The sequence below is a fragment of the Candidatus Thermokryptus mobilis genome, from assembly GCF_900070205.1.
Taxonomy (GTDB): Bacteria; Bacteroidota; Ignavibacteria; order Kryptoniales; family Kryptoniaceae; genus Kryptonium; species Kryptonium mobile.
In genome coordinates this window covers 67,330-91,478 of sequence record NZ_FAOO01000010.1, presented here as the reverse complement: position 1 = coordinate 91,478, position 24,149 = coordinate 67,330, and the positions used below count along the sequence as shown (strand labels likewise).

Below are 24,149 nucleotides of genomic sequence, written 5' to 3'. Positions count from 1 at the left end.
ACAGAGTTTAAAACAAAATTTGAAAAACGATATGAGGGCAAAATTTTTATTTCTCTCTTTGTTTTTGCTTTCCCTTTTTATCACGGCGGTTAGTCCGATCTTTTCGCAAAGAAAGGTTCAAGTGATTCAGAAGCAAGCGATTTTAAAGTATGATACGAGTTTATATCGTGCTTTGCAGTGGCGTGAGATCGGTCCCTTTAGAGGTGGGAGGTCAATCGCTGTAGCTGGACATCCATCACAGCCGTTGACTTATTATTTCGGCGCAACTGGTGGAGGTGTTTGGAAAACTGAGGATGGAGGTTTTACCTGGGTTAATATCTCAGATGGTTTCTTTAAAACGAGTTCAGTTGGAGCTATAGCTGTTGCTGAGTCCGACCCTAATGTTATTTATGTTGGGATGGGAGAAGCCTGCTTGAGAAATAACATTTCAATTGGTGATGGTGTCTATAAGTCGGAAGATGCTGGAAAAACATGGAAAAATGTTGGGCTTGCTGAAACGAAGGTCATAGCGAAAATTCGCATTCATCCAAGGGATGCGGATATCGTTTATGTTGCTGCGCTTGGAAACCCATTTGCACCGTCAAAAGATCGTGGTGTCTATAAGTCAATTGATGGTGGGAAAACTTGGAGAAAGGTTCTATATAAAGATGAAAAGACGGGCGCTGTTGATATCGCAATTGATCCAACGAATCCAAGGGTAATTTATGCTGCGATGTGGGAAGTTTATAGGAATTTTTGGACGCTGTCAAGTGGAGGTCCAGGGAGTGGGCTTTGGAAGTCAACGGATGGTGGAGAGACATGGTTTGAGATTTCAAACAATCCGGGATTTCCAAAGGGGATAAAGGGTAAGATCGGTGTTGCTGTATCGCCTGCAAAGCCAGGACTTATTTGGGCTCTTGTTGAAGCTGAAAACGGCGGGTTATACAAATCTGAAGATGGTGGAGCTACATGGAGGAAGGTCAACGACGATAAGCGACTTTGGCAAAGACCGTTTTATTATATGCATGTCTTTGCCGACCCAAAGAACCCCGATGTCGTTTATGTTTTAAATGTTCAGTTCTTGAAATCAATTGATGGGGGTAGGACATTTAACATTGTTAGAACGCCACATGTAGACCATCACGATTTGTGGATTAACCCGGAAAATCCGAAGATAATGATTCACGCAAGCGATGGTGGCGCTTCTGTGACATTTAATGGTGGAGAGACATGGACGGAACAAGATTATCCCACAGCTCAATTTTATCATGTCACGGTTGATAATCAATTTCCATATTATGTCTATGGAGCTCAGCAAGATAACACAACGGTTGGAATAGCAAGCAGGACAACTGGGATGGGAATTGGTGTAACCGATTGGTATCCTGTTGGTGGTGGAGAAAGCGGGTATATTGCTGTAAGACCGGATGATCCGAACATAGTTTATGCTGGAAGTTATGGCGGGCTCTTGACAAGATATAATCACAGAACAAAAGAAATCAAAAACATAAGCGTCTGGCCTGAATCGCCAATTGGTTCTGGGGCAAAGGATATAAAATATCGTTTTCAGTGGACATATCCGATTGTGATTTCACCCCATGATCCGAATGTTTTATATGTGACTGGGAATCATGTTTTCAGAAGCACCGATGAAGGAATGAGTTGGGAGGTGATAAGCCCGGATTTAACGCGCAATGATACTTCAAAAATTGGTCCTTCGGGTGGACCGATAACGAAGGATAACACGACAGCTGAATATTATTGCACGATTTATGCTTTTGCTGAATCACCGGTTAAAAAAGGTGTTTTATGGGCTGGTTCAGATGACGGTTTGATCCATGTTTCAACTGATGGTGGTAAAACTTGGCAAAATGTCACGCCGAGGGAATTGCCTGAGTGGAGTTTGATTAGCATAATTGAGCCATCTCCTTTTGACGCCGGGACGGTGTATGTTGCAGCAACGAAATATAAACTTGGTGATTTTAAGCCCTACATTTTCAAAACGACTGATTATGGTAAGACATGGAAAAAAATTGTAAGTGGAATTCCTGATACGCATTTCACAAGGGTTGTCAGAGCAGACCCTAATAAGAAAGGAATTTTATATGCTGGGACTGAGTTTGGAATTTATGTTTCCTTTGATGATGGCGAAAATTGGCAGACCCTGCAATTGAATTTGCCTGTTTCACCGATTTACGATATTGCTGTTCATCCGCGCGAAAAGGATTTGGTTGTTGCAACGCATGGTCGTTCTTTTTGGATACTTGATGACCTTGAATTGCTTTATCAGTTAAGTGATGAGGTGGCGAAGTCGGATATTTATCTTTTCAAGCCGGCGGATGCTTATAGGATGCGCGGTGGAAGTTTCAGGCGCCCAGGCATTACGCTTGGTCAAAATCCACCAAACGGTGTTGTGGTTTATTATTATTTCAAGGAGAAACCGAAGGATGAAGTTAAAATTGAATTTTTTGATGAAAAAGGGAACTTGATAAAGTCATTTTCAAGCAAGGAAAGACCTGAAAGGGAAGGGATGCTTGAAGAGTTTGGATTTTTCTTTGGTCAGCAAATTCAACCAAGCGTTACTGCAGAACAAGGGCTGAATAGATTTGTTTGGGATATGCGTTATCCAGACGCTGAGAACTTGAAAGATATAAGATTTTGGACTTGGGGTGGAAGCACAAGAGGTCCAGTGGCTGTTCCTGGAAAATATCAGGTTAAACTTACTGTTGGGACAAAGTCATTTACTCAGTGGTTTGAGATTAAAAAAGATCCGAGAATTTCAACTACAGATGAGGAGTTCAAAGAACAGTTTAACTTACTCATAAAGATCAGGGATAAACTCAGTGAGGCAAACGGAACTGTGAATAAAATTAGAGATATAGTCAAGCAACTTGATGAGCTTGCGCGAAAATTGAAGGGAACTTCAAAGGAAGGTGAAATTAATAAACTTATTAAGCCGTTGAAAGATAAATTGACGGCTATTGAGGGAGAAATAACACAAAATAAAGCGAGAAGTTCTCAGGATTTGCTTAATCATCCTGTCAAATTAAACGGGAAACTTGCAGCTCTTGCGAGTGCTGTTGCAAGTGCTGATTCTAAACCGACAAAGCAGATGTATGAAGTTTTTGATGACCTTTCAAAGCGACTTGATGAGCAGTTGAAAAAATTCAAAGATGTATATGAGAAGGAAATCCCTGAATTCAATCGCAAGGTTAAAGAGCTTGAGATCCCGGCAATTATAGTTGAGACGAAATAAACCCTTGGTAAATTTGATGATTTTAGTTTTGATTTTATTGATTTCAAGTTTCTCTTTCGCACAGGACACAGTAAAGACATATTATTTAGGTGAGATTGAAGTTACTGCTTATCGTGTTGGTGGTGAGGCATTAAATCTTCCCATGGCTGTTAGTTCAATTGGTCGTGAGTATATAACTTTAAAGAGAACAATCAGTTTATCTGATGTCTTAAATTATGTTCCTGGTGTTCTTGCGCAGAGTAGAGCCGGGGCTTCGGACATAAGATTAACGATCCGGGGTTTCGGCTCTCGCGGTTTTGGAGATAAATCCAACGCTGGAACGATAAGGGGGATTAAAATACTTGTTGACGGTTTTCCGGAAACCGAGCCAGATGGTAGAACCTCGCTTGATTTTGTTGATTTACTTGCAACGGAACAAATTGAGATTATAAGAACTAACGCATCAACCTTATTTGGCAACGCTTCTGGTGGTATTGTTAATTTTGAAACCTTTAAGGTGAAGGAATCTTTCGTTGAATTGAGCAGTATGGTCGGAAGTTTTGGTTTATTTCATCGTGGTGTAAAAGTTGGGCTTAAATTAAGCGATGCTGATGTTTTCCTTATTGGGACGGGTTTTGATTTTGATGGCTGGCGCAAGAATAGCTCGGCGAAAAAAAGGCAAATATATTCAACTTTAAAATTTAAATTTTCAAATATATCTCAATTTAAACTTGTTGCTGGTTTCTCATCCCATCTTTTTTATATTCCTGGTCCACTGACATATGCGCAGTTTATTGATAATCCTTCCGTTGCAAATGAGATTTACTTTTCAAGAAGAGAGCGCAGATACAATCGCATAGGTAAAATAGGTGTAAATTTCACAACACAATTGAGGCAAAATCATAGTTTTGATATGCGCCTTTACCTTATGCCGAAGGTTTTGCAAAGGTCTGAAAGAAATACATTTCGTGATTTCAATCGCTACTTTTTTGGTGGGGCGTTTTCCTATCAATATTATGATGAGAACACAAAACTTAAACCGAAGTTTATCCTCGGATATGATGATTCCTATCAAGACGGAACGATTTTGTTTTATAATCTTATCAATGGGGAGCGAGGTGATTCCTTAAGAACCAATAAGAGAGAAGGCGGAAGGACATTTGGATTTTTTGCACGCCTTGAAGTTCAACCATTTGATAAAATTTTTCTCTCGGCTGGTGGAAGATATGATTTTCAAGTATACACAAGCGAAATCTATCCAACTGGAGTAAAAGTTAGAACAAGGCGTGATGTTTTAACCCTTAGACATTTTACGCCGTCTTTTTCAGTTTTGTTCAAATTGGCTAAAAATAGCACAGTTTATTTTACTTTAAGCGGTGGCGTTGAAGCACCGGCTTTTAATGAAGTTGATCCACCGCCAGAGTTAAAAGATGTTTCTCTAAACCCACTTTTAAAACCGATGACTTCGCAAACTTACGAAATCGGGTTTAAAGGGATATCTTTTTTTAACGGATCAATTTTTCAAAATTTGATGTATTCATTTTCTACTTTTAGAATTTTAATCAAGGATGAAATTGTCCCTTATGAAAATGGTAAATGGTTTTTTTCGGCGGGAAAATCTGAAAGAAAGGGATTTGAACTCAGCTCAAGGATCGGTTTGAAATACGCCAATTTAAACTTTGCCTTCACATATATTGATGCGAAATATTTAAAATATGAGAACGATCTGGGCGATCACTCTGGTAAAGTTGTCCCTGGGATTCCAAATCTTTGGTGGAATGCGAATTTAAATTTTAATTTTAAACCCCTCACTTTAAGTGTTGAGTTAGCTCACACTGGCAGATATTTCGCTGATGATTCAAATGATATCAAAGTTTCAAGTTATACAATTTTGAATTTATCTGTTTCAGCCGAGTTCAAGTTTCTTGGTTTTGGCGCACGACTTTTAGGTGGGGTGAACAATCTAACCAATGAGAAATATATCGCCTCTGTCTTTATAAATCCAGAGCGTAAAGTTCCTTATTCATTCATTGAACCAGGTCTTCCGAGGAATATTTTTGTGGGGGTTTCGGTTAGATATAGACCTCTTGACTTAGTTCTTTAATTTTTTTATATTTTTTCAGGTTCTCTTTTTAACTATATGGGTAGATAAAAATGAGGAAGTTCTGTTTCATTAGGTTTCTTTTTACCACCGCAGTTTTATTGATTTTAGTTTTTAACTTTTGTTACACGCAACAGGGAACGGGGGCAGTTTTTCAGGATTTTGTGCTTAACGACTTCGTAGGAGTTAGGTATAAATTTTCATCCATTTTTGATTCGGGGAAGGTTGTGATTTTAAATTTTTGGGCTTCGTGGTGTGAACCCTGTTTAAAGGAGCTTGTCGAGCTAAAAGATATTTATGATAAGTACTACGAGCTTGGACTTAGGATTGTGGCAGTTAATATTGACTCTGAAAATAACCTGATAAAGGCAAAGCGGTTTATGTTACAGAACAAGCTTAAATACATAATGCTTTATGATAGATATGGTGAAGTTAGAAAACTCTATGGGATTGAGTCAATTCCTCAATTGTTTATCTTTGATGGAAAGGGGAGAGTTAGATATCATCATAAAGGTTTTAAGAATATAGAGATCATAGAGGGTGAAATAAAAGAGATCATCCAACAAACAAAATGATTATGGGGGGTGATTTAAATGTTAAAAAGGATGATCTTTGTTTTTTGTTTATTGGCAACCGCTCTCACAACAAAATCGGCAAATAAAGTAAGGGTGGCTCTTTTTGATGTGAGAGCTGTAAACACATCACAAGTGTATGCTGATAAGCTTTATTCCGAGCTGAGAGCAGCTCTTGTCCAGAGCAAGAAACTCGCTATAGTAACCGGGCGAAAAGAAGATTTGATAAAGAAAATTGAGGAGTGGAAGAAATCCGGTTGTACAGAGGTTGAGTGTATGGCAAATGCTGGGAGTGAATTAGGTGTTGATAAAGTTATCTCAGCTGAGCTTAGAGAGATGCCAGGTGGATATTATGAGGTTGATGTATTTGTAGTTGATGTTCTAAGTCAGGAAATTGAGTTTGCAATTTCATCGTTAAAAGAGGAAAAGGTTGCGAAGTTTAACGAGCTTGCACGCAAAATAGTTGATGCTATTGAATCCAAAATAATAATCCAACCAACCATAATAGCTATTGGGGAGGATGATGTTGTCTTTATTGATGCAGGGGCTGACCTTGGGATTGAAAAGGGGATGAAATTTAAAGTTGAAAGATGGTTAAATGTTCAACTTGATGAGAGGGGGAAAATAATATATGCTGATAAAAAGGAGGTTGGTGAAATACAGATTATAGATGTTCAGCAAACAGGTGCAAAAGCGATAATTACCTCACGAATTTTGCCATTTGAGAGAGGGGATAAAGCTATTTTTGCAAAAGCGTATGAAAAAGTTGATGAACCGCCATCGGTTTTTCATTCCCCGGTCCGAGCGTCTGTCTCAGGTAGAGATATAGAAATAAGCGCGCATATAATTGATGATGTTGAACTTTTAAAGGCTGTAGTTCTCTACAGGAACAAAGGTGAAAGTTCATTTAAAACAATAGAAATGAAACGAACGGAAAGGGATAAATTCCTTGCGGTTATACCTGCTTCTGATATCCTGTCAGATGCGGTGGAGTATCTTGTAAAGGCAGTTGACTCGAAAAATCAGGAGACCATAAAGTCAGATATAAAGGGTAAACCTTTTATAATATCTATATTGCCCGATGAGACCCCACCTGAAATCCAACATGTACCAATTTCAAGCACGAATGTCAACGAGCGAACTTTTATAAGATGCATCGTGAACGATAATGTCAGAGTTGATAAAGTTTTTGCAATGTATAAAAAACCTACAGATGTGGGATATTCCAAATTAGAGTTAACCTTTCAGGGTGGTTCGGCTTATGCGGGTGAGATACCTTCGGATATCAAAAGGGGTTCAAGTTTCTTTTATTATTATATATTAGCAACTGACCTTGCTGGAAATACATCTTCATTTGGCTCTGAGGCGAAACCATTTACTGTTAAGATTGAATTTGCAGATATAGTTGGTCCTACAATTGTTCATACGCCTGTAAAACAATATAATCCAAGTGTTGGATTTGAGATTGAGGTTGATGTAAAAGATGAGAGTGGGGTTCAAAGGGTTCAGTTATTTATAAAGGATGAATATTCGGGAAAATTCTCAATCTTTGAAGGGATAAAAATTGGTGAGAGTAAATATGTTTTTCGTTTCCCTGCGAACGCATTCACCAGCTCTTCAAAGTTATATTACTATATCAGCGCTATTGATAAATATAATAATATCTCATATCTCCCGACGCCAGAATCACCATTTGTAATTGTGCCAGTTACACCGATGCCATTTTTTACATCTAGGAGAGAATCAGACAATGTTTCACCTTTTCTTCTTCATTTTCCTCCCGAATTTGCCATATATAAACAGGGTTTGGGCTATCCTATAGTAGTAATTGCTGACGATAATGTTGGGATTTCAAGGGTGTTAATTTATTATAAAAGTTTAAGGGATAAGGAATTTAAAATGCGACAGCTAAGAAATTTTTCATCTCAATCCTTCGGTGATTATATAAATGTTGATAATCCATCTGAAATTGCTTATTACATTGTTGCCGTTGACTATAATCAAAATGTGTCAATGGCAGGGTCTGCACAGAACCCAATAGTATTCAGAAATGGCAAAAGGGTATCAGGCAGTTGGCAATATGTCATCGGGAGTTGGCCAAATGTTCCAAAACCTGGTATTCAGATAACCTATCCAAAGACATTTATTTTAGATGAAGATTCAAGAGTAAATGAGTTCAATTTCACATTTAAGGGGACAGAATTATCAATGAAAATTGAGGGTTTGGTTTCAAGTTATAGGGAGTTAAAAGCGGTTCTGATAAATTCAGAGCCAGCAAATATCGTTAATGTTACATCCTTGGATATTCAGATGTTTAAACTTAAAGGACCTTGTTATAAATTTGTTGGGGAGGTTGATCTTCCCCATAAAAATAATCGGGTTGAAATTAAGGTTGTTGATATCTCTAATGTAACGACAACCATGATACTTAACGTAACAAGGGAGTTTGAACCGATGTTTGTTGCATCAAAACCTAAGATAAAAATTTTATCCCCATCGTATTTCGTAGGATCAGATTCTTTAATTATTAGCGTCCCTGTTGATACATTGGACATAATAGGTATAGTTAATAGTAATTATGCTGTTAAATCAATTTCAATAGATAATATCCATGTTCCCTTTATTGAGATGAGCGTTGCAGAAAAAACCGAACAATCAGTTGGGAAAAATTCCGTAAAATTTTTATATCGCTGGACTTTAAAGCCAGGAATAAATCAAATAAAAATAGTTGCCATTGATAACTTTAATAATGCTGTAACAAGGGTTTTAACTGTAAATGTGCCTGAAGCGAAAGTTTTTGCTATAGATAACATTCCGCCTAAAGTTGAGTTCTCATCCCCGGTATCAAGGGAAACAAATGAGGAAACCGCCGTTGTTAGAGCTTTTATTAGTGATGATAAAAAAGTTGAAAATGTGAATGTTTATATAAGAAATATCAGGGTTGAAAATCCAAAATTGAAACGCGTTGATGATAAAACAATCATTTTTGAGGACACAGTTAGGTTGCTTAAGGGGATAAATAAAATCACTATAGTAGCTGATGATGGGGCAAACATTCAAACTAGCTCAGTTGATATTTTGTATATACCTAGAAGGAACCCGCCAACTGTTACAATCCTTTCCCCAAAGGAGACAACGGTAACTGATGATAAGATAGAGCTTCATTTTATAGCTGAGGATGAAAAGGTTCAGCCCGCAGTAATGGTGATAGTGAACAATCAACTTATGAGAGGAATTGGTCTTAAAGTAACAGATGAGAAAGAAGTCTCAAATAAGGTTGAGTTCAAACAGAGTATAAATCTTGTTCCGGGGGAGAATAAAATAAGGATAATAGCGTATAATGAATCAGCCGATACTTCCATTCTGATAAATGTCAATTATGTTAAGCCAAAACAAAAATTTGTATCAAGCAAGGATTTTTATGAAAATAGTTGGGCTGTTTTAATTGGGATTGATGATTACTTGAATGTTACGAAGTTGAAATATGCTGTAAAGGATGCAAAAGGTCTTAAGGAGGTTTTGATTAGCCATCTTGGTTTTGAACCTGATAAAGTTATAGAGATCTATAATAGGAATGCGACAAAACAATCAATAATCAGAGTTCTTGGGGACGAGTTACCTAAGAAGATAGGACCTAACGATAGGGTTGTCGTGTTCTTTGCTGGTCATGGTGTAACTGAGCCATTGCCGGCAGGGGGAGAAATGGGATATTTGGTTCCTGTTGATGGAAACCTTGAATCAAAGTACACAACTTGCATTTCTATGACAGAGGTAAATAACCTCGCAAAGCTTTCACCGGCGAAGCATATGTTATTTATCATTGACGCTTGTTATGGTGGGCTTGCTGGTTGGCTTACATCAAGATCTGTACCGTTAAGTGAGACGACGCTTGAGTATGTTAAAAAGAAAGCAAAGGATAGGGGCAGGCAACTTCTCGCAGCAGGGCAAAAAAATGAGCAGGTGTATGAAAGCGACTTGTGGGGCCACAGCGTTTTCACTTACTATCTCATCAAAGCCCTACAGGGTGGAGCTGATATGAATAATGATGGGATTATAACTATACACGAAATTTTCACTTATGTTGAGGAACGCGTTGTTAGCGAAACTCAATCGCGGCAAAATCCGATTCTTAGAGTTTTACCCTTTGAAGGAGATGGGGAAATCGTTTTCATCCTTGAAAAATAAATTTTAATGGTGTATGCGTTTATTAAAATTTGGTATTATAATTTTTGTTACACTGTTCTTGAACTTTTTTGAAGCTGTTCCAATTAGTGAGGATAAATCCCAAAATATAGAGATAGGGATAATTTACACCTCTAATACCAATGGAATTCTTGAAAATTGTGGATGCCCTGGTAATCCTATTGGAGGGCTTGATAAACGATATTCCGTGATAAAAAATCTCAAAGCGCAGACCAACAATCTTTCCCTTATTCTTGACGCAGGAGATATTTTTTCATCAATAGGATTCATAGAAAAAGATAGATTTGTCCTTTCGGCTTATAAAATTCTGCCTTATGATTTTATAGGAATAGGCGATCAGGAGTTTTCTAACGGAATTGATTTTTTTGAAGAGATAAAGAAAAATCTTAAGGATAAGCTTATCTCTACAAACATTGAATATAAAGATGGGAGACCGGTTTCGAAAAAATATGCGATAAAAAATATCGGTGGAGTAAAATTTGGTATAATAAGCGTTGCTAATGAAGACCCTTTCGCTATTATGCCACCAGAGAAAGTTGAACACATAAAGGTGCTTGATTATACTCAAGCTTTGAAAAACATAATACCGATCTTGAAAGAAAAGTCAGATATTATAATACTTCTTTCTCATCTTGGGTATATTAGAGATGTTGATATAGCCGAGAAATTTCCAGAGATAGACATTATAATAGGGGCACATTCTCAAACCCTTTTAATGGAGCCAGAAGTTGTAAATAAATGTATAATATCTCACCCAGGTGGAAACGGTGAATATGTTGGCTACCTTAAACTTAAAATTAATTTAAAAGATAAAGAAATTGTTAGCTATTCTGGCCGTTTGATACCACTCTTAAAAGACATCAAGGGGGATCCAAAAATTAGAAGCATTTTAAATGCTTATCAAAGGTTTGTCGCTTTGGGGTTTAAGGATACTTGCCTTTATTCAAATCCAATACCTGATAAATATATTGTTGTGAGCAGTTCAACTTGTATGGATTGTCATGAAGAAGTAGGTTATAAGTGGATGTTCACAAGGCATGCAAATGCATTTAAAACTATAATTGAGGATGGAAGGGTTAATGACCCTGAATGTTTATCTTGTCATACAACTGGTTACTGTCGCCCGGATGGATTTACAAGGAAACCCTATAAAAAGGAGTTGCTCAATGTTGGTTGTGTTGAATGTCATTTCGTTAAACCAGAGCATTTAAATGGGGATTACGAAAACACCGTTGAACCCGTTAGTTCTGAGATTTGTATCAGATGCCATAATAAGGAAAGAGACCCGTATTTTGATTTTGAGAAATATGTGTTAAAGGTTAATCACAGGGAAAGCCAATTAGTGGATTATATAGTCAAACCTGGTGATTATCTTTACCGAATTTCAAAGAACATTTATGGTGAATTTGGAAAATGGAAATTGATATACAGATTGAATAAGAACGTGATTAAAAATCCAGACCTTATATTTCCAGGACAAAAGCTCAAAATTGTTGTGAAAGTAGATTAAATCATTAATTTAGGTTTTATACGATGCGCCTGTTTGTTTTATTTCTGCTTTTATTAAATCATATCCAAGCGATCTCACAACAGGGTGCTGGACAGGAATTTTCAAAATATTTTAAGAAAACCATCTCGTTTTTGGATTATTCAGCGATAGTTTCAAAAGATATCGTTGTGAATCCAAGTGATTTAATTAGGAAACGATTGGCTGAACTTATATCAACTCAAATTAACCTTCCGAGGTTTTATTGGGAATCGTTACCCGAGACGACGGTTTCAAAATTTAAACAAGTCGTGAGTGAGAAAGCATACTCATCTCTTAATGAGCTTTCTTCCGATGTTCAAGTTTATATTGTGCCGGAGATTGTCAGGATACTTGACATAAACAAAGAGATGAAGGCGCTTTCCCTTGTTAGTGAGGCAGACAGGGAAAGATTTATCTCAACCAAGGCGAAGACATTTGGGATTGATGCTCGGAAAATTGAGAGGGTTATGAACTCTGGCTACATAGTCATTCCATTTATTGATATGGCAAGGGTTGTCAGAGATACCATAGTTGAGAAAAAGAAAGGCAGGGAAGTTCGCATCCCCGGTGTAAGGGCAACGATTAATGGAGGGATGGCGATTTACAGGGTCAAGTTTGAAAATAATCAATATTCAATCATCTTTTCGTATGAGGTGAGAGCAAAGAGCCCAAGTAATGCTTTTGTTTCAGTTGTGGATTACAAAGGAAACATTTCACCCCAGGATTCTGCTTTTATGTTTGCAGTGCCTGGGCTTGTGAGTAGCTTTGATATGGCTTTGAGGGAAATTTTTAAACTTTCAGCTCCGGTGGTTGAAGCGAGTTTTAATAGTGTAAAGTTTGATCTTGGTAAAAGAGAGGGGGTCTTGATTGATGATGGTTTTGATATTTACGAATTTGTTGAGACAATAACTGGGGAGATTAAAAAGAGAAATGTTGGATTCGTTCGTGTGAGCAATGTCGCAGATAATAGATACAAGAAGGAATATAGCAGTGCCCAGATAATAATTGGTTCAATTTTCGGTTCTGGTGTAATCCAGAAAGGAATGTTGGCTGAAGAAAGACCGAGATTTCCATTTGATTTTGTTTTTGGTTTGAGTGCTTTCCCTGTGAAGGTAAGTTCGGTTGATTTTTACAATTTCCCACTATCCGCTGGCGTGATGGATACGGTTAAAATAAAAAAGGTTTCTCCTTTTGCATATGCGGGACATTTTGATATAAATGTAAACTTTGGGAAAGCGATCAACAAAAGCCAGCTTTGGTTTATTTTATCCGCAAATGTTGGTGTGCTCCCGCTTGATGTCAATTTCTTTGGGAATGATGTTAAGAGCGGTCTTTATGGTAATTTTTCAATCGGATTGATGAAGAAGATTTATTTCAGGCGTCTTTCGGTTGCGTTTGAAAGTAGAGTTGGGGTGGCGAATTTTAAGTTCAGCGCGAAGGAAAGCAGTAATAGGGATACAATTGAGTATGCGTTAAGTCTTAGGAAATGGTTATTGCAAGGGGGAGTGGGCACTGGGATTGAGTTTGTGATAAATCCTGATTTGAATATCGGTGTTAAGGGTTTGTATTTAATTTCAGAGAAAATAGATGAATGGACATTTTTGAAGAAGGTTGGGGATGACGAGAAGAGATGGAAAGTTAGATTTGGTTCGCCTGTTTCAATGTCGGGATTTTCATTTAAAGTGTATTTTAACATAAGCATAAAAAATTTCGCCAGGGTGCGAAAGTTTGAAGATTGAGAATTATGATTTTCACGTCTAAAGGGTATATTTTCCTTGGTGATTAAAGATTTAAATCTTCCTTGTGGTGATAATCTCAACCAATTGGTTAATATCAGCCAGGGTTTCATCCCTGGCTTTATTTTTTATCGTTTTTAAATGGGGTTTTAAAATGGCACGGGGTTTGATTTTATTTTGTGAGTTTCAAAATAAAAAATTTGTCATATGCCAGAAAAGGTTCAAGCGCAACAGGTTCAAACTCCGCAAGATCAAACAGCTTCGCAGAAAAGCGGTAAAAAAACTATTTTTTTCGTTGCTATACCTATTGTTTTGCTTCAAATTGTGATCGCCTATCTTCTTGTTCTTGATCTGAACTCAAAGACAAATCCGCCGAGCGATGACGGGAAAATTAAAACACAAGCGGTGGATAAAAAAATTGGGGATGAGTATAAAATAAACGAATCGGAATATGTGATTTCACATCCGGAGTTTCTTTTCGTCGTCAAAGATTTAATTGTGAACCCTGCAGGGACGGGTGGATTAAGGTATTTGCTCACAAGCGTTGGGATAGAGGTGACGAATGAAAAGGCATTTGCTGAAATTCAAAGTAAAGAGGTCATAGTGAATGACATATTGATAAATGTCCTGTCAAGCAAGACGCTTGAAGAGTTAAGCGATGTGACGAAGAGGAAAGATTTAAGGCGGGAGATAGCTAAAAAGGTTGATGAGATTTTAACTCAGGGGAGAGTTCAAAATGTTTATTTCAGTAAGTTTATAATTCAATAAAAGTTAGTTTCTCCGATGCCAGAGATTTTATCTCAGCAGGAAATAGACAGTTTACTTGCGGGTTTAACCGCGGGTAAGTCGCCCGGGGAGATAATTTCAAAGCGTGAGCAGAAGGAAGTGGTGCCGTATGAGTTTCGTCGCCCGAGTAGGGTTTCAAAAAACCAAATAAGGACGATCCAAACGATTCATCAAAGTTTTGCGGAGATGCTTGGCTATCATTTGACGAGCCGACTTCAAACGCCAGTGACAATTCAAGTTGAAAACATTGATCAACTTTTTTATTCTGAATATATCCTTTCAATAGAAAAGCCCAGCGTTATTTTTATTTTAAGTGCTGGCGAAGGCAAGGGAGATATAATTTTTGAGCTGGGGATTGAACTTGGTTTCGTCTTGATAGAAAGGTTGCTTGGGGGGAGTGGGGATAGCGCTTTTGAAGGAAAGAAAAAAATGACAAGGGCTTTAACACAAATTGAACAAAGTTTAATTCGCGGTATAATTGAGCGTTCTTGCACAGAGCTTGAAAAAGCATGGAGCGTGGTTGACACATACAAATTCAAAATTTCAAAGTATGAAAGTGACCCGGATATAGTTCAAATCGCCCCGGCAAGTGAGATCGTGCTTGTGATTTCGTTTATTGTTTCGCTTGCGGATAAAAGCTTCAGAATGAGCATGTGTTATCCTGTTTTTGTGATTGAGGACTCGCTCACCAAGATGACGCTTCAAAAATTTATGGGGGTTAGAAGGCAAACGCCTGAGGAATATTCAAAATACATCGCTGAAAGGATAAAGACGACCAAGATTCCAGTATCAGTTGAACTTGGTCAAGTAGAGATAAGCATTGAGGAAATTTTGAATTTAAATGTTGGTGATGTAATCCTTCTTAACACAGGGGTTGATTCTGAAGTTAAAATTTTCATTGCCGGGAAACTAAAACTTTATGGTAAACCTGGGGTTTTCAATGGGAAAAAAGCAGTAAAGGTGACAAGAATTTCAAACAATGAGGAGTAGTGCAATGGAGAAGGAGACAGGGAAGATGGAAGTTCAAAACGTAGAGTTTCAAAATCTTGAAAATACTCAAACCGAAAGAACGGGCGATGAAAAAGTTGTGAACAATCGGCTTGAGATTTTGCTTGATGTTCTTTTGCCTGTTTCAATTGAGCTTGGGCGGACGACGATGTTTATAAAAGATATACTTGAGCTTGATCGTGGCTCAATAATTGAACTTGATAAACTCGCAAGTGAGCCGGTAGATGTGCTCGTAAATGGCAAGAAGATAGCTGAAGGTGAAGTTGTTGTGATTGATAAACATTTTGGCATCAGAATTACAAATCTTGTGGCGGTTGACGAAAGGATAAAAAATTTGAAGAAGTGAAATGATTTCACTTGTCATAAAAACGATTTTTTCTTTTAGCGTTGTCGTGATTTTGATGTTCGGCTTTTTATATGTGTTGAGGAAATTTTACCTGAAAATTCCAAATCCCTCGTCTTTGAGCATGAAAATTTACGCTCGGTTGCAAATTCAACCGAAGAAGTCAATTTATATTGTCAAAATTTTGAACAAAGTTTTAATCCTCGGCGTAGCTGAAAATTCCATTTCAATTTTATCCGAGATAAGCGACCCGGAGATGATTCGTATCCTTGATGAATTGGAAATAAAGCAGGGAGGTGCTTTTTGAAAATGCGTTTTTTGATTTTTCTTTTGTTCTTTCCTTTGGCTTTTTTAAGCGCACAAAACTCAAATACAGATGTACCGCTTGCAATACCTAAAGTAAACATTGAGGTTGGTAAATCGCAGAAGCCAGAGGATGTCGCCTTGACTTTACAAATTCTCTTATTGATGACCGTTCTTTCACTTGCTCCAGCGATAATAATTTTGACGACATCGTTTACAAGGATAATTGTCGTCTTTCACTTTTTAAAGCAGGCACTTGGAGTTCAACAAATGCCACCAAGTCAGGTTCTCGTTGGGCTTTCGCTTTTCTTGACATTTTTTATAATGTCCCCCGTATGGGAGAGGATTAATGCGGATGCAATTCAGCCATACCTTCGTAAGGAGATAAACCAAGCTCAAGCTTATGAAAGGGCGATAAAACCATTGCGGGAGTTTATGTTCAAGCAAGTCAGTGAAGATGACCTCGCACTTTTTGTTTCACTTTCAAAATTACCAAAGCCACAAAACAGAGATGAAATCCCAACACATGTATTGATACCCGCCTTCGCAATTAGCGAATTAAAAATAGCATTTCAAATTGGGTTTTTGATTTATGTCCCGTTTTTGATGATTGACTTAATAGTCGCAAGCGTTTTAATGTCAATGGGGATGATTATGCTTCCGCCAGTTATGATCTCTCTTCCGTTTAAAATTTTGCTTTTCATTTTGATTGATGGGTGGCATCTAGTTGTTGAATCGCTCGTTAAAAGTTTTCACTAAGAAAATTAAAATGGAAATTTATGACCGAACAATTCATAATTCATCTTGCGAGGGAAGCGTTTTTCACCGCTTTTCTGGTCTCCGCGCCGATTTTGATAGCGTCAGCAATAGTTGGACTTATCATATCAATTTTTCAGTCCGCTACCTCAATAAATGAAATGACACTGACATTTGTCCCGAAACTTATCGTCATAGCAATTGTTCTTGTCATCGCTTTGCCTTGGATAATTGATGTCTTCGTTAGCTTTGCGCGTGAAATTTTTAATCAGATACCAAACATAACAAGATAAAAGCGATGGAATTATATCTCTCAACTTTTTATGTTTTCATTTTGATTTTAGTCCGCACATTGAGTTTCATCTCAACCTCCCCCGTATTGGGGCATTCCGTTGTCCCATTCCAGCTCAAATTTTGGGTCAGCATTTTTTTGAGTTATATCTTTCTTCTGACGATTGATGTCAATTTAAATCTATCTTTTGAGTTCCTTGGTTTTTTTATCTTGATCTTAAAGGAGGTGATAGTTGGGCTCATAATGGGTTTTTCCTGTTGGGGAATATTTTACGCTGTGCAATTCGCTGGACATTTGATTGGGTTTGACATTGGGTTTTCCACATCCACAGCGTTTGACCCGGAGCATTCGGAGCCAGTTCCAACTTTAAGTCAGTTTAAGCATTACCTTTCGCTTTCACTTTTTCTTATGTTAAATGGGCATCACATTTTGCTTCGTTCTTTATCCGCAAGTTTTGAAATTGTCCCCATTTCTTCTTTTGGCATAACTGGTGGATTGGTTGAATGGGGTGTTAAGTTCATATCTTTTGTCTTTATAACCGCTATTAAGATAAGCGCGCCGATTTTAGTTGCATTGTTTTTGACTGACATAGCAATAGGGATTCTATCAAGGGTTTTCCCACAAATGAACATCTTCATGTTTGCTTTTTCAGTTAAAATCGCTGTTGGATTTATAGCTTTGATAATTACAATGCCACTGTTCGTTGCAATTTTTAAAAAAGTTTTGAATGTTTTTGAGGGTGATTTGATTGAACTTTTAAAATTAATTCGTGTCTAAGTTATGGCTGAGGAATTTCAGGAGCGGACTGAACAAGCTACGCCAAAGCGAAGGGAAGACGCAAGGAAGAAGGGAAAGGTCGCAAAAAGCTATGAGTTTAACTCTGCGATAGTTTTGTCCGTTTCTTTAATTATCCTGTATTTCGGTGGTAAGCATGTTTGGGTTAAAATTTCAAATTTTGCTGTGTTTATTCTTTCAAACTTACATTCAATTGAAATTTCCAAAGCAAATCTCCAGGGATATGCAACTTATATGATTTCATTTCTCGGGCTGAATTTTCTTCCTTTTTTACTTCTTCTTTCAGTTGTTGGGGTTGGGGTAAATCTAGCACAAACTGGTTTCGTTTTCACCTTTGAGCCGTTGAAGTTTGATTTTGAGAGATTAAACCCAGCAAGCGGGATAAAGAAAATTTTGTTTTCAAGAAGAAGTTTTTTTGAATTGGTCAAGGGATTTTTCAAGGTAGGCGTCGTTGGTTTTGTTGCGTTTTTGACTTTGAAAGGTATGATTGATGATGTTGTGGTTCTCATTGATTCCGAGATCAAAGGGATAGCTGATTTTATCGTTAGGTCTGGTTTTTCATTGTTATTGAAGACGGCGGTTATTTATTTGGTCTTGGCTATATTTGATTTTTCTTTTCAAAGATGGGAATATGAAAAGGAGTTAAGGATGACGAGGCAGGAAGTGAAGGAGGAATTGAAGGAGCTTGAAGGTGATCCGCTTGTCAAGGCGAGGATTAGAAGAAAACAGAGGGAAATTGTAAGGATGAGGATGATGCACAATGTTGCGAGGGCGGATGTTGTGATCACAAACCCAACACATATAGCGGTAGCTTTGAAGTATGAACCGAAAAAGATGAAAGCGCCGAAAGTAGTTGCTAAGGGGATAAACCTTATAGCAGAGCGAATAAAAGAAATAGCACGGAAAAACAATGTTCCAATCGTTGAAGATAAACCTTTAGCTCAAATGCTTTTCAAAATAGTTGATGTTGACGAGGAAATACCGCCACAATTGTACAAGGCAGTTGCAAAGGTTCTCGCATATGTATTCAGATTGAAAAATAAAAGCTCTAAAGTTTCAGTATGAACCAGGGAAATGGGATTTTAAATGCTTTGGGTAGAAATACCGATGTTTTGCTTGCTGTAGCGGTGGTTTCAATACTTGTTTTTATGATTTTGCCACTTCCACCGTTTCTTTTGGATATATTGATTGCGTTGAATATCACGCTTTCAATTGTAGTGCTTTTAATTTCAATGTATATAACAAGTCCGCTTGAACTTTCCGTCTTCCCGGGGCTTTTGTTGATTTTGACACTTTTCAGATTAAGTTTGAATATCGCTTCAACGAGGTTGATACTTGGCGATGGATATGCTGGGAAGATAATTTTTGCTTTCGGTTCGTTTGTCGTCAAAGGAAATTATGTCGTTGGATTTATCGTCTTTATAATTCTTGTGATAATTCAGTTCGTTGTGATAACCAAGGGAGCCGGTAGGATAGCTGAGGTTGCTGCGAGATTCACGCTTGACGCCATGCCCGGGAAACAGATGAGCATTGATGCTGATTTAAACGCTGGCATAATAACAGAGGAAGAAGCGAGAAGGCGAAGGGAAATGATACAAAGAGAAGCGGAATTTTACGGAGCGATGGATGGAGCAAGCAAGTTCGTCCGTGGCGATGCAATTGCTGGATTAATAATAACTGTTGTGAATATCGTAGGCGGGTTGATAATTGGAGTGCTTCAGCGTGGTATGACTTTTCAAGGGGCACTGCAAACTTACACACTTCTTACAATAGGTGATGGGCTTGTCTCGCAGATACCGGCGCTGATAATTTCTGTCTCCGCTGGAATGGTTGTCACGAGAAATGCATCCGGGAATCAGTTTGATGTTGAACTTAAAGGTCAAATTTTTCAGCGACCGAAAGCACTGTTAATCGCTTCTGGTGTTCTCGCCTTTTTCGCAATTGTCCCCGGTCTTCCGATGTTTCCTTTTCTTGTGCTTTCCGTTGTTAGCGGAGTGGCTGGATATTTAGGCACAAAATTGGAGAAAGTTAAAGTTACAGTTCAAGAAATAAAACCACAAAAGCAAACTTTACAACAGGAAGAAAAAGTTGAGAAGTTGATTCAGGTTGATCCAATTGAAATTGAAATTGGTTATGGTTTAATTCCGCTTGCAGATGAAGAGCAAGGTGGAACTTTATTCAAGAGGATAATAGGTATAAGGAAACAGCTTGCACTTGAACTTGGAATCATCGTTCCACCTGTGAGGGTCAGGGATAATATACATCTTCAGCCAAATGAATATGTCATTAAAATTCGTGGGAATAAAGTCGCTTCTTGGGAGGTTAAACCTGGTTTTTATCTTGCGATGAATCCGGGGACAGCAGAGAGCGAGATCGCTGATGGAATTAAAGTTAAAGAACCAGTTTATGGTTTTGATGCTTATTGGATTCCGCCTCATAGAAAAGAAGAGGTTGAGGTTTCGGGATATACTGTTGTTGAGCCGGTATCTGTAATAGCGACACATTTAATTGAAATTTTGAGGAGGAATGCAGGCAAAATTTTGAGCAGGCAAGATGTTAAGGTGTTAATTGATAGTTTGCGTGAGGATTATCCGGCGCTTGTTGAAGAGATAAACGCTGAAACTTTGCCAATAGGTACAATTCAAAAGGTTTTGCAAAATCTTCTCAGCGAAGGGATACCCATTCGTGATATGGTCACAATACTTGAGGCGTTACTTGATTATTCAAGGGTTACAAAAAATGTTGATGTTTTGACCGAATATATAAGGCACTCACTTTCCGAAACGATTGCACGGCTTTATCAGGACGACAACGGTGTGATTCACGCTATACAACTTGATCCGAGAATTGAGGAGCTAATTACGCAGGCGTTACAGCAGGGTGCTTCGCAGACGCAGACCCTGGGTTTACCGCCGAATTTAGTCCGTGCAATCAACAATTCAGTTAAAGATAATATTGAAATTGCCAAAGGGCTTGGATATGCTCCTGTAGTGATTTGTTCGGCGACCGTTCGTCTTTACTTTTATAGGTTGATACATTCAAGTTTTCCAGATGTCAGTGTGATTTCATACACCGAACTTCCCACAGATGTTGATATTGAAATAATTGGGCGGATAAAAATTAACAACGGGGCTTAAAAGTTTCTTTTTTGGGCGTTTTTGATTATTTTTATGACGAAGTTAAAAATAAATTTGATTTCTCAATGGATCGTCTTTGGGCCCCTTGGAGGGCTAAGTATATTGAAAGTTTTTCAAATGAAGAATCCAAAGGGAAAGAATGCCTCTTTTGTGAGAAAGCTAAATCAAACGACGATGAAAAAAATCTTGTTCTTTTCCGCGGTGAAACCTGCTACATCATAATGAACCTTTTCCCCTACAATTCAGGACATATAATGGTCGTCCCTTACAAGCACACTTCAAGTTTTTCATCTCTAACGGAAGAAGAGATGCTTGAATTGATGAAAGTTATAAAAAAAGGTATTTCAGCTCTTGAAATCGCACTAAAACCTCATGGTTTTAATATCGGGGCTAACCTCGGACGTGTCAGTGGGGCTGGAATTGAAGACCATATACACTTCCATATAGTCCCAAGGTGGAACGGCGACACTAACTTTATGCCCGTGATTTCGGAGACGAAAGTCATATCCGAGCTTTTATCTGATACATATAAAAAAATTAAAAGTGCCCTTGAGAAGGTCTCAGATTAAACCGGAGGGGTTAAAGATTCATCTAAATTTGTGAAGTCAAAAACAAAATTGAGGAACTCTTATGTTAAGATCAAAATTGTCTCTTTTAGCGTTTTTCCTTGCTGGAATCTTTCTAATTTCCGGTTGCACGAAGGAATCAGAATTAACCTCTCCTTTGACCGAAGCTGACAAGGAAGTGATCAAGCAAATAATTGAGAGCGATGATTTCATTTCAGGGACTGATGTTGCTTTAAACGATGGGACATATTTACCGCTGAATTTTGAGTTTGGTTCGCTTTCAAGGGAATTTTATCCTTTGAGGTGGGGCAGAATTGTTAAGAGGGTGACCAAGGATTACAATTACGAGAATGTGAATGATACGCTTGTTGTTGTCACGATAACAAGAACGGTTGAATCAGATTTGAAAATCGCTGGGTCTTACACGCAGGGGAAGACAACGCCGGATACCGTTATAACCAAGCCATTGACTGAGGTATTCACTCGCAAGGTTCAAGTTGTAAAGAAAGAAAATGCTGACGCTCCAAATGCCAGGAAGTGGAGGATATGGGCTGTTTCGCTTGTTCAGGGTGGAACTCAAAATTCAAACATAACGATCAAGAAGATAACTTTGACATTACCAGATGGTAATACTATTGAGGTTACCGATCCGTTGAATCAGTTTTATCGCCCTGGTTTCTTGGGTAGACATGGGGTTCCATCATTTAACCCATCCGCTGTTGTTAAGTTCACAGTAACAGTTCAAAGCGCAACACCCGACACTGACATCGTTTCTATGACTTATGGAGTTAATCGTTTCGGTTTCTTCAGGGCGAGGAAACTTTTCAAAATGGTCTCATCAAGCGGGAGTGAGGAGGTTTATGAGGCGGAGTTGAAGGTTCATTCGCATAGGGGGAATTTCAATGCGATGATACACGCTATTTCAAGGGAGTCGCTTTATGATGATAGCGCCCCGGTTTCCGTCTCTGTTTGGGGTGTTCCGTATGTCGTGTTTTAGTAAGTTTAAGGGCGGTCCCAAAAGACCGCCCGTTTTTTTAAACTTATGTAAAATAGTTGATGAACAAATCGGATATTGAACTTGTCAATGAGTTTAAAAATGGAAATACTTCTGCTTTTGATGAAATCGTCAAAAGATATCAACGGAAAGTTTATACTCTTGCAAGAAGAATTCTCGGAAACCATGAGGATGCGGATGACATTGCTCAAGAGGTCTTCATTAAACTTTTTTATTCGCTTAGTGATTTCAAGGGAGAGTCAAGCTTGTTCACCTGGATTTACAGAATAACAGTAAATGAATGTAGGAGTTTTTTAAGGAAAAAGAAGATAAAAGAGTTCATTCAAATTGACGAAGTCACTAACCTATTGAAATTTGGTCAAACGCCAGATCAGGAACTTTTTGAAAGAGAAGAGAGAAATTTAATTGAAAGGGCAGTTGAAAAATTGCCGACTAAACAAAGGATGATTTTTGTAATGCGTTTCTTTGAAGACCTTGATTATCAAGAGATAGCGAAGATACTTAATAAGCCGATCGGGACTTTGAAGGCGAATTATTTCCACGCTGTTAAAAAAATACAAAAGTTCATCAAAGATGAAATGCAAGGAGGTTAAATTAAATCTCGTTGATTACGCAACTGGCAAGTTGAAATCAGTTGAGATTGAAAAGCATCTTAAAGAATGTGAAAGTTGTAAGTTTGAGTTTCAGCAGATCGTTGGTGTTGTATCAGCGCTAAACGAATTAAAATTTGATGAGCCATCGGAATTTTACTGGTCTAATTTTTTGGGGAGAGTTAAAAGGGAAATAGCCAAGCGTGGCAGTGCAAAGGTTTTCGCTTTGAAGCCGGTTTTATTTGCGCCTTCTATTGCTGTTATCATCATTGGCTTCATTTTTGGATTTATCTTTTCAAATTTGGGTTTGAGCGATTTTTACGCTTATCATTATGATGTTGAGAAGTGGGGTGTTTTCGTTAAGCCAGAAGAGATGCAATCAGGTGAATTTAGTGATGAGCTTATTGAAGAGGCGATATCCTACCTTTATGAAAAATATCAACTGCCGGAGATTGACAAGGCGAGATTGAATTACCAGGAGATTGACATTGATGAGATTTTACAGCGACTTTCAAACAAATTTTGATATGAGATGAGGAGATTAATTTTAATTTTATTTGTGTTCGCTTTCTTTGCCGATTTTTCATCGGCTCAGGGATTTATGAGACCGATGTGGAGGCAGAGGATTCTTGAATTTAAGAAGGTTCGGCTTCTTGAAATTTTAAAACTGGATGAACAGACATCAGTAAAATTTTTGAGCAAGTATAGTAAATTTTCCAATGATTTAGCGCAGGTTTGGATTGAAAGGGAAAATTTGATAAATGAGCTTGAGGTCAAGATAAATCGTGGGGATAAAGATAGCTATGACAAATTGATGCAAGATATTTTTGAGCTTGAGAGGAAGGAGAATGAGTTAAGGGTGAATTTTTACAATGAGTTAAAGGAGATATTGAGCGATCGTCAGATAGCACAAGTTATAGTTTTTGAAAGGAATTTCAACCGTGAGTTTATAAATACGCTTCGTGAGATGCAAAGGGAAAGGATGAGGCGCAGGTTTTAGATTTTGATTTTTATCTTTTGGCGCATAAATTTTATTTTGATTTTGGAGGGGTGGCCGAGTGGATGAAGGCGCACGCCTGGAGAGCGTGTATCCCGCCAAAAAGCGGGATCGTGGGTTCGAATCCCACCCCCTCCGCAACATTTATTTGATTTTCACCTTCCTTTTTTTAATTTTTTTACTACTTAACAAAAACAAAAATATCAC

At 38.0% G+C, this 24,149-nt stretch carries 20 protein-coding genes and 1 tRNA gene; all 21 read left to right on the top strand.

The annotated features are described in order from the left end of the window. Window positions 1–31: 31 nt before the first annotated feature. The 21 genes from FKZ43_RS07780 (at window position 32) to FKZ43_RS07680 (ending at window position 24,080) form a co-directional block, all read left to right on the top strand. The gene (locus FKZ43_RS07780) at window positions 32–3,235 is read left to right on the top strand and encodes a WD40/YVTN/BNR-like repeat-containing protein (RefSeq protein ID WP_140945316.1); all 3,204 of its coding nucleotides are present in this window, start codon (window positions 32–34) and stop codon (window positions 3,233–3,235) included. Between the two features lie 16 nt (window positions 3,236–3,251). After that, entirely contained in the window at window positions 3,252–5,318 is a 2,067-nt protein-coding gene (locus FKZ43_RS07775; RefSeq protein ID WP_140945315.1) for a TonB-dependent receptor family protein, read from the top strand. A gap of 50 nt (window positions 5,319–5,368) precedes the next feature. Beyond that, on the top strand, window positions 5,369–5,890 hold the full coding sequence (locus FKZ43_RS07770; RefSeq protein ID WP_140945314.1) for a TlpA disulfide reductase family protein: 522 nt from the start codon (window positions 5,369–5,371) through the stop codon (window positions 5,888–5,890). Window positions 5,891–5,983: 93 nt separating this feature from the next. Continuing rightward, on the top strand, window positions 5,984–10,072 hold the full coding sequence (locus FKZ43_RS07765; RefSeq protein ID WP_219916513.1) for a caspase family protein: 4,089 nt from the start codon (window positions 5,984–5,986) through the stop codon (window positions 10,070–10,072). Window positions 10,073–10,085: 13 nt separating this feature from the next. Then, entirely contained in the window at window positions 10,086–11,600 is a 1,515-nt protein-coding gene (locus tag FKZ43_RS07760) for a multiheme c-type cytochrome (RefSeq protein WP_140945312.1), read from the top strand. A 23-nt stretch (window positions 11,601–11,623) separates the two neighbouring features. Then, window positions 11,624–13,357, top strand: a complete 1,734-nt coding sequence (locus FKZ43_RS07755) for a hypothetical protein (RefSeq protein ID WP_140945311.1) — start codon at window positions 11,624–11,626, stop codon at window positions 13,355–13,357. A 204-nt stretch (window positions 13,358–13,561) separates the two neighbouring features. Further along, a complete protein-coding gene (locus tag FKZ43_RS07750) occupies window positions 13,562–14,122 on the top strand; it encodes a flagellar basal body-associated FliL family protein (RefSeq protein ID WP_140945310.1) in 561 nt (186 codons plus the stop codon). A 15-nt stretch (window positions 14,123–14,137) separates the two neighbouring features. Continuing rightward, window positions 14,138–15,130, top strand: a complete 993-nt coding sequence (fliM, locus tag FKZ43_RS07745) for a flagellar motor switch protein FliM (RefSeq protein ID WP_140945309.1) — start codon at window positions 14,138–14,140, stop codon at window positions 15,128–15,130. A 4-nt stretch (window positions 15,131–15,134) separates the two neighbouring features. Then, entirely contained in the window at window positions 15,135–15,494 is a 360-nt protein-coding gene (gene fliN / locus FKZ43_RS07740; RefSeq protein ID WP_235894720.1) for a flagellar motor switch protein FliN, read from the top strand. Window position 15,495: 1 nt separating this feature from the next. After that, window positions 15,496–15,798 (top strand): FliO/MopB family protein, encoded by a 303-nt coding sequence (locus FKZ43_RS07735; RefSeq protein WP_140945307.1) that lies wholly within the window; start codon window positions 15,496–15,498, stop codon window positions 15,796–15,798. A gap of 2 nt (window positions 15,799–15,800) precedes the next feature. Further along, window positions 15,801–16,553 carry a flagellar type III secretion system pore protein FliP gene (gene fliP / locus FKZ43_RS07730; protein WP_140945306.1) on the top strand — a complete coding sequence of 251 codons (753 nt, stop codon included), beginning with the start codon at window positions 15,801–15,803 and terminating at the stop codon, window positions 16,551–16,553. 20 nt (window positions 16,554–16,573) lie between these two features. Then, on the top strand, window positions 16,574–16,843 hold the full coding sequence (gene fliQ / locus FKZ43_RS07725; RefSeq protein ID WP_140945305.1) for a flagellar biosynthesis protein FliQ: 270 nt from the start codon (window positions 16,574–16,576) through the stop codon (window positions 16,841–16,843). Window positions 16,844–16,848: 5 nt separating this feature from the next. Then, entirely contained in the window at window positions 16,849–17,619 is a 771-nt protein-coding gene (gene fliR, locus FKZ43_RS07720; protein ID WP_140945304.1) for a flagellar biosynthetic protein FliR, read from the top strand. Between the two features lie 3 nt (window positions 17,620–17,622). Then, window positions 17,623–18,702, top strand: coding sequence for a flagellar biosynthesis protein FlhB (gene flhB / locus FKZ43_RS07715; protein WP_140945303.1), 1,080 nt, complete (start codon window positions 17,623–17,625; stop codon window positions 18,700–18,702). Then, a complete protein-coding gene (flhA, locus tag FKZ43_RS07710; RefSeq protein WP_140945302.1) occupies window positions 18,699–20,774 on the top strand; it encodes a flagellar biosynthesis protein FlhA in 2,076 nt (691 codons plus the stop codon). Before flhB ends, flhA begins: the two co-directional genes overlap by 4 nt. 65 nt (window positions 20,775–20,839) lie before the next feature. Beyond that, a complete protein-coding gene (locus FKZ43_RS07705) occupies window positions 20,840–21,343 on the top strand; it encodes an HIT family protein (RefSeq protein WP_140945301.1) in 504 nt (167 codons plus the stop codon). A gap of 61 nt (window positions 21,344–21,404) precedes the next feature. Beyond that, on the top strand, window positions 21,405–22,337 hold the full coding sequence (locus tag FKZ43_RS07700; protein ID WP_140945300.1) for a hypothetical protein: 933 nt from the start codon (window positions 21,405–21,407) through the stop codon (window positions 22,335–22,337). A 59-nt stretch (window positions 22,338–22,396) separates the two neighbouring features. Continuing rightward, complete coding sequence (locus FKZ43_RS07695) at window positions 22,397–22,948, top strand: RNA polymerase sigma factor (protein ID WP_140945299.1); 552 nt, start codon at window positions 22,397–22,399, stop codon at window positions 22,946–22,948. Continuing rightward, window positions 22,929–23,471: a zf-HC2 domain-containing protein gene (locus FKZ43_RS07690; RefSeq protein WP_140945298.1), complete on the top strand. Its 543-nt coding sequence runs from the start codon at window positions 22,929–22,931 to the stop codon at window positions 23,469–23,471. Before FKZ43_RS07695 ends, FKZ43_RS07690 begins: the two co-directional genes overlap by 20 nt. 6 nt (window positions 23,472–23,477) lie before the next feature. Beyond that, on the top strand, window positions 23,478–23,945 hold the full coding sequence (locus tag FKZ43_RS07685) for a hypothetical protein (protein ID WP_140945297.1): 468 nt from the start codon (window positions 23,478–23,480) through the stop codon (window positions 23,943–23,945). A gap of 44 nt (window positions 23,946–23,989) precedes the next feature. After that, window positions 23,990–24,080: transfer RNA gene (locus FKZ43_RS07680), tRNA-Ser, on the top strand. Window positions 24,081–24,149: the final 69 nt, after the last annotated feature.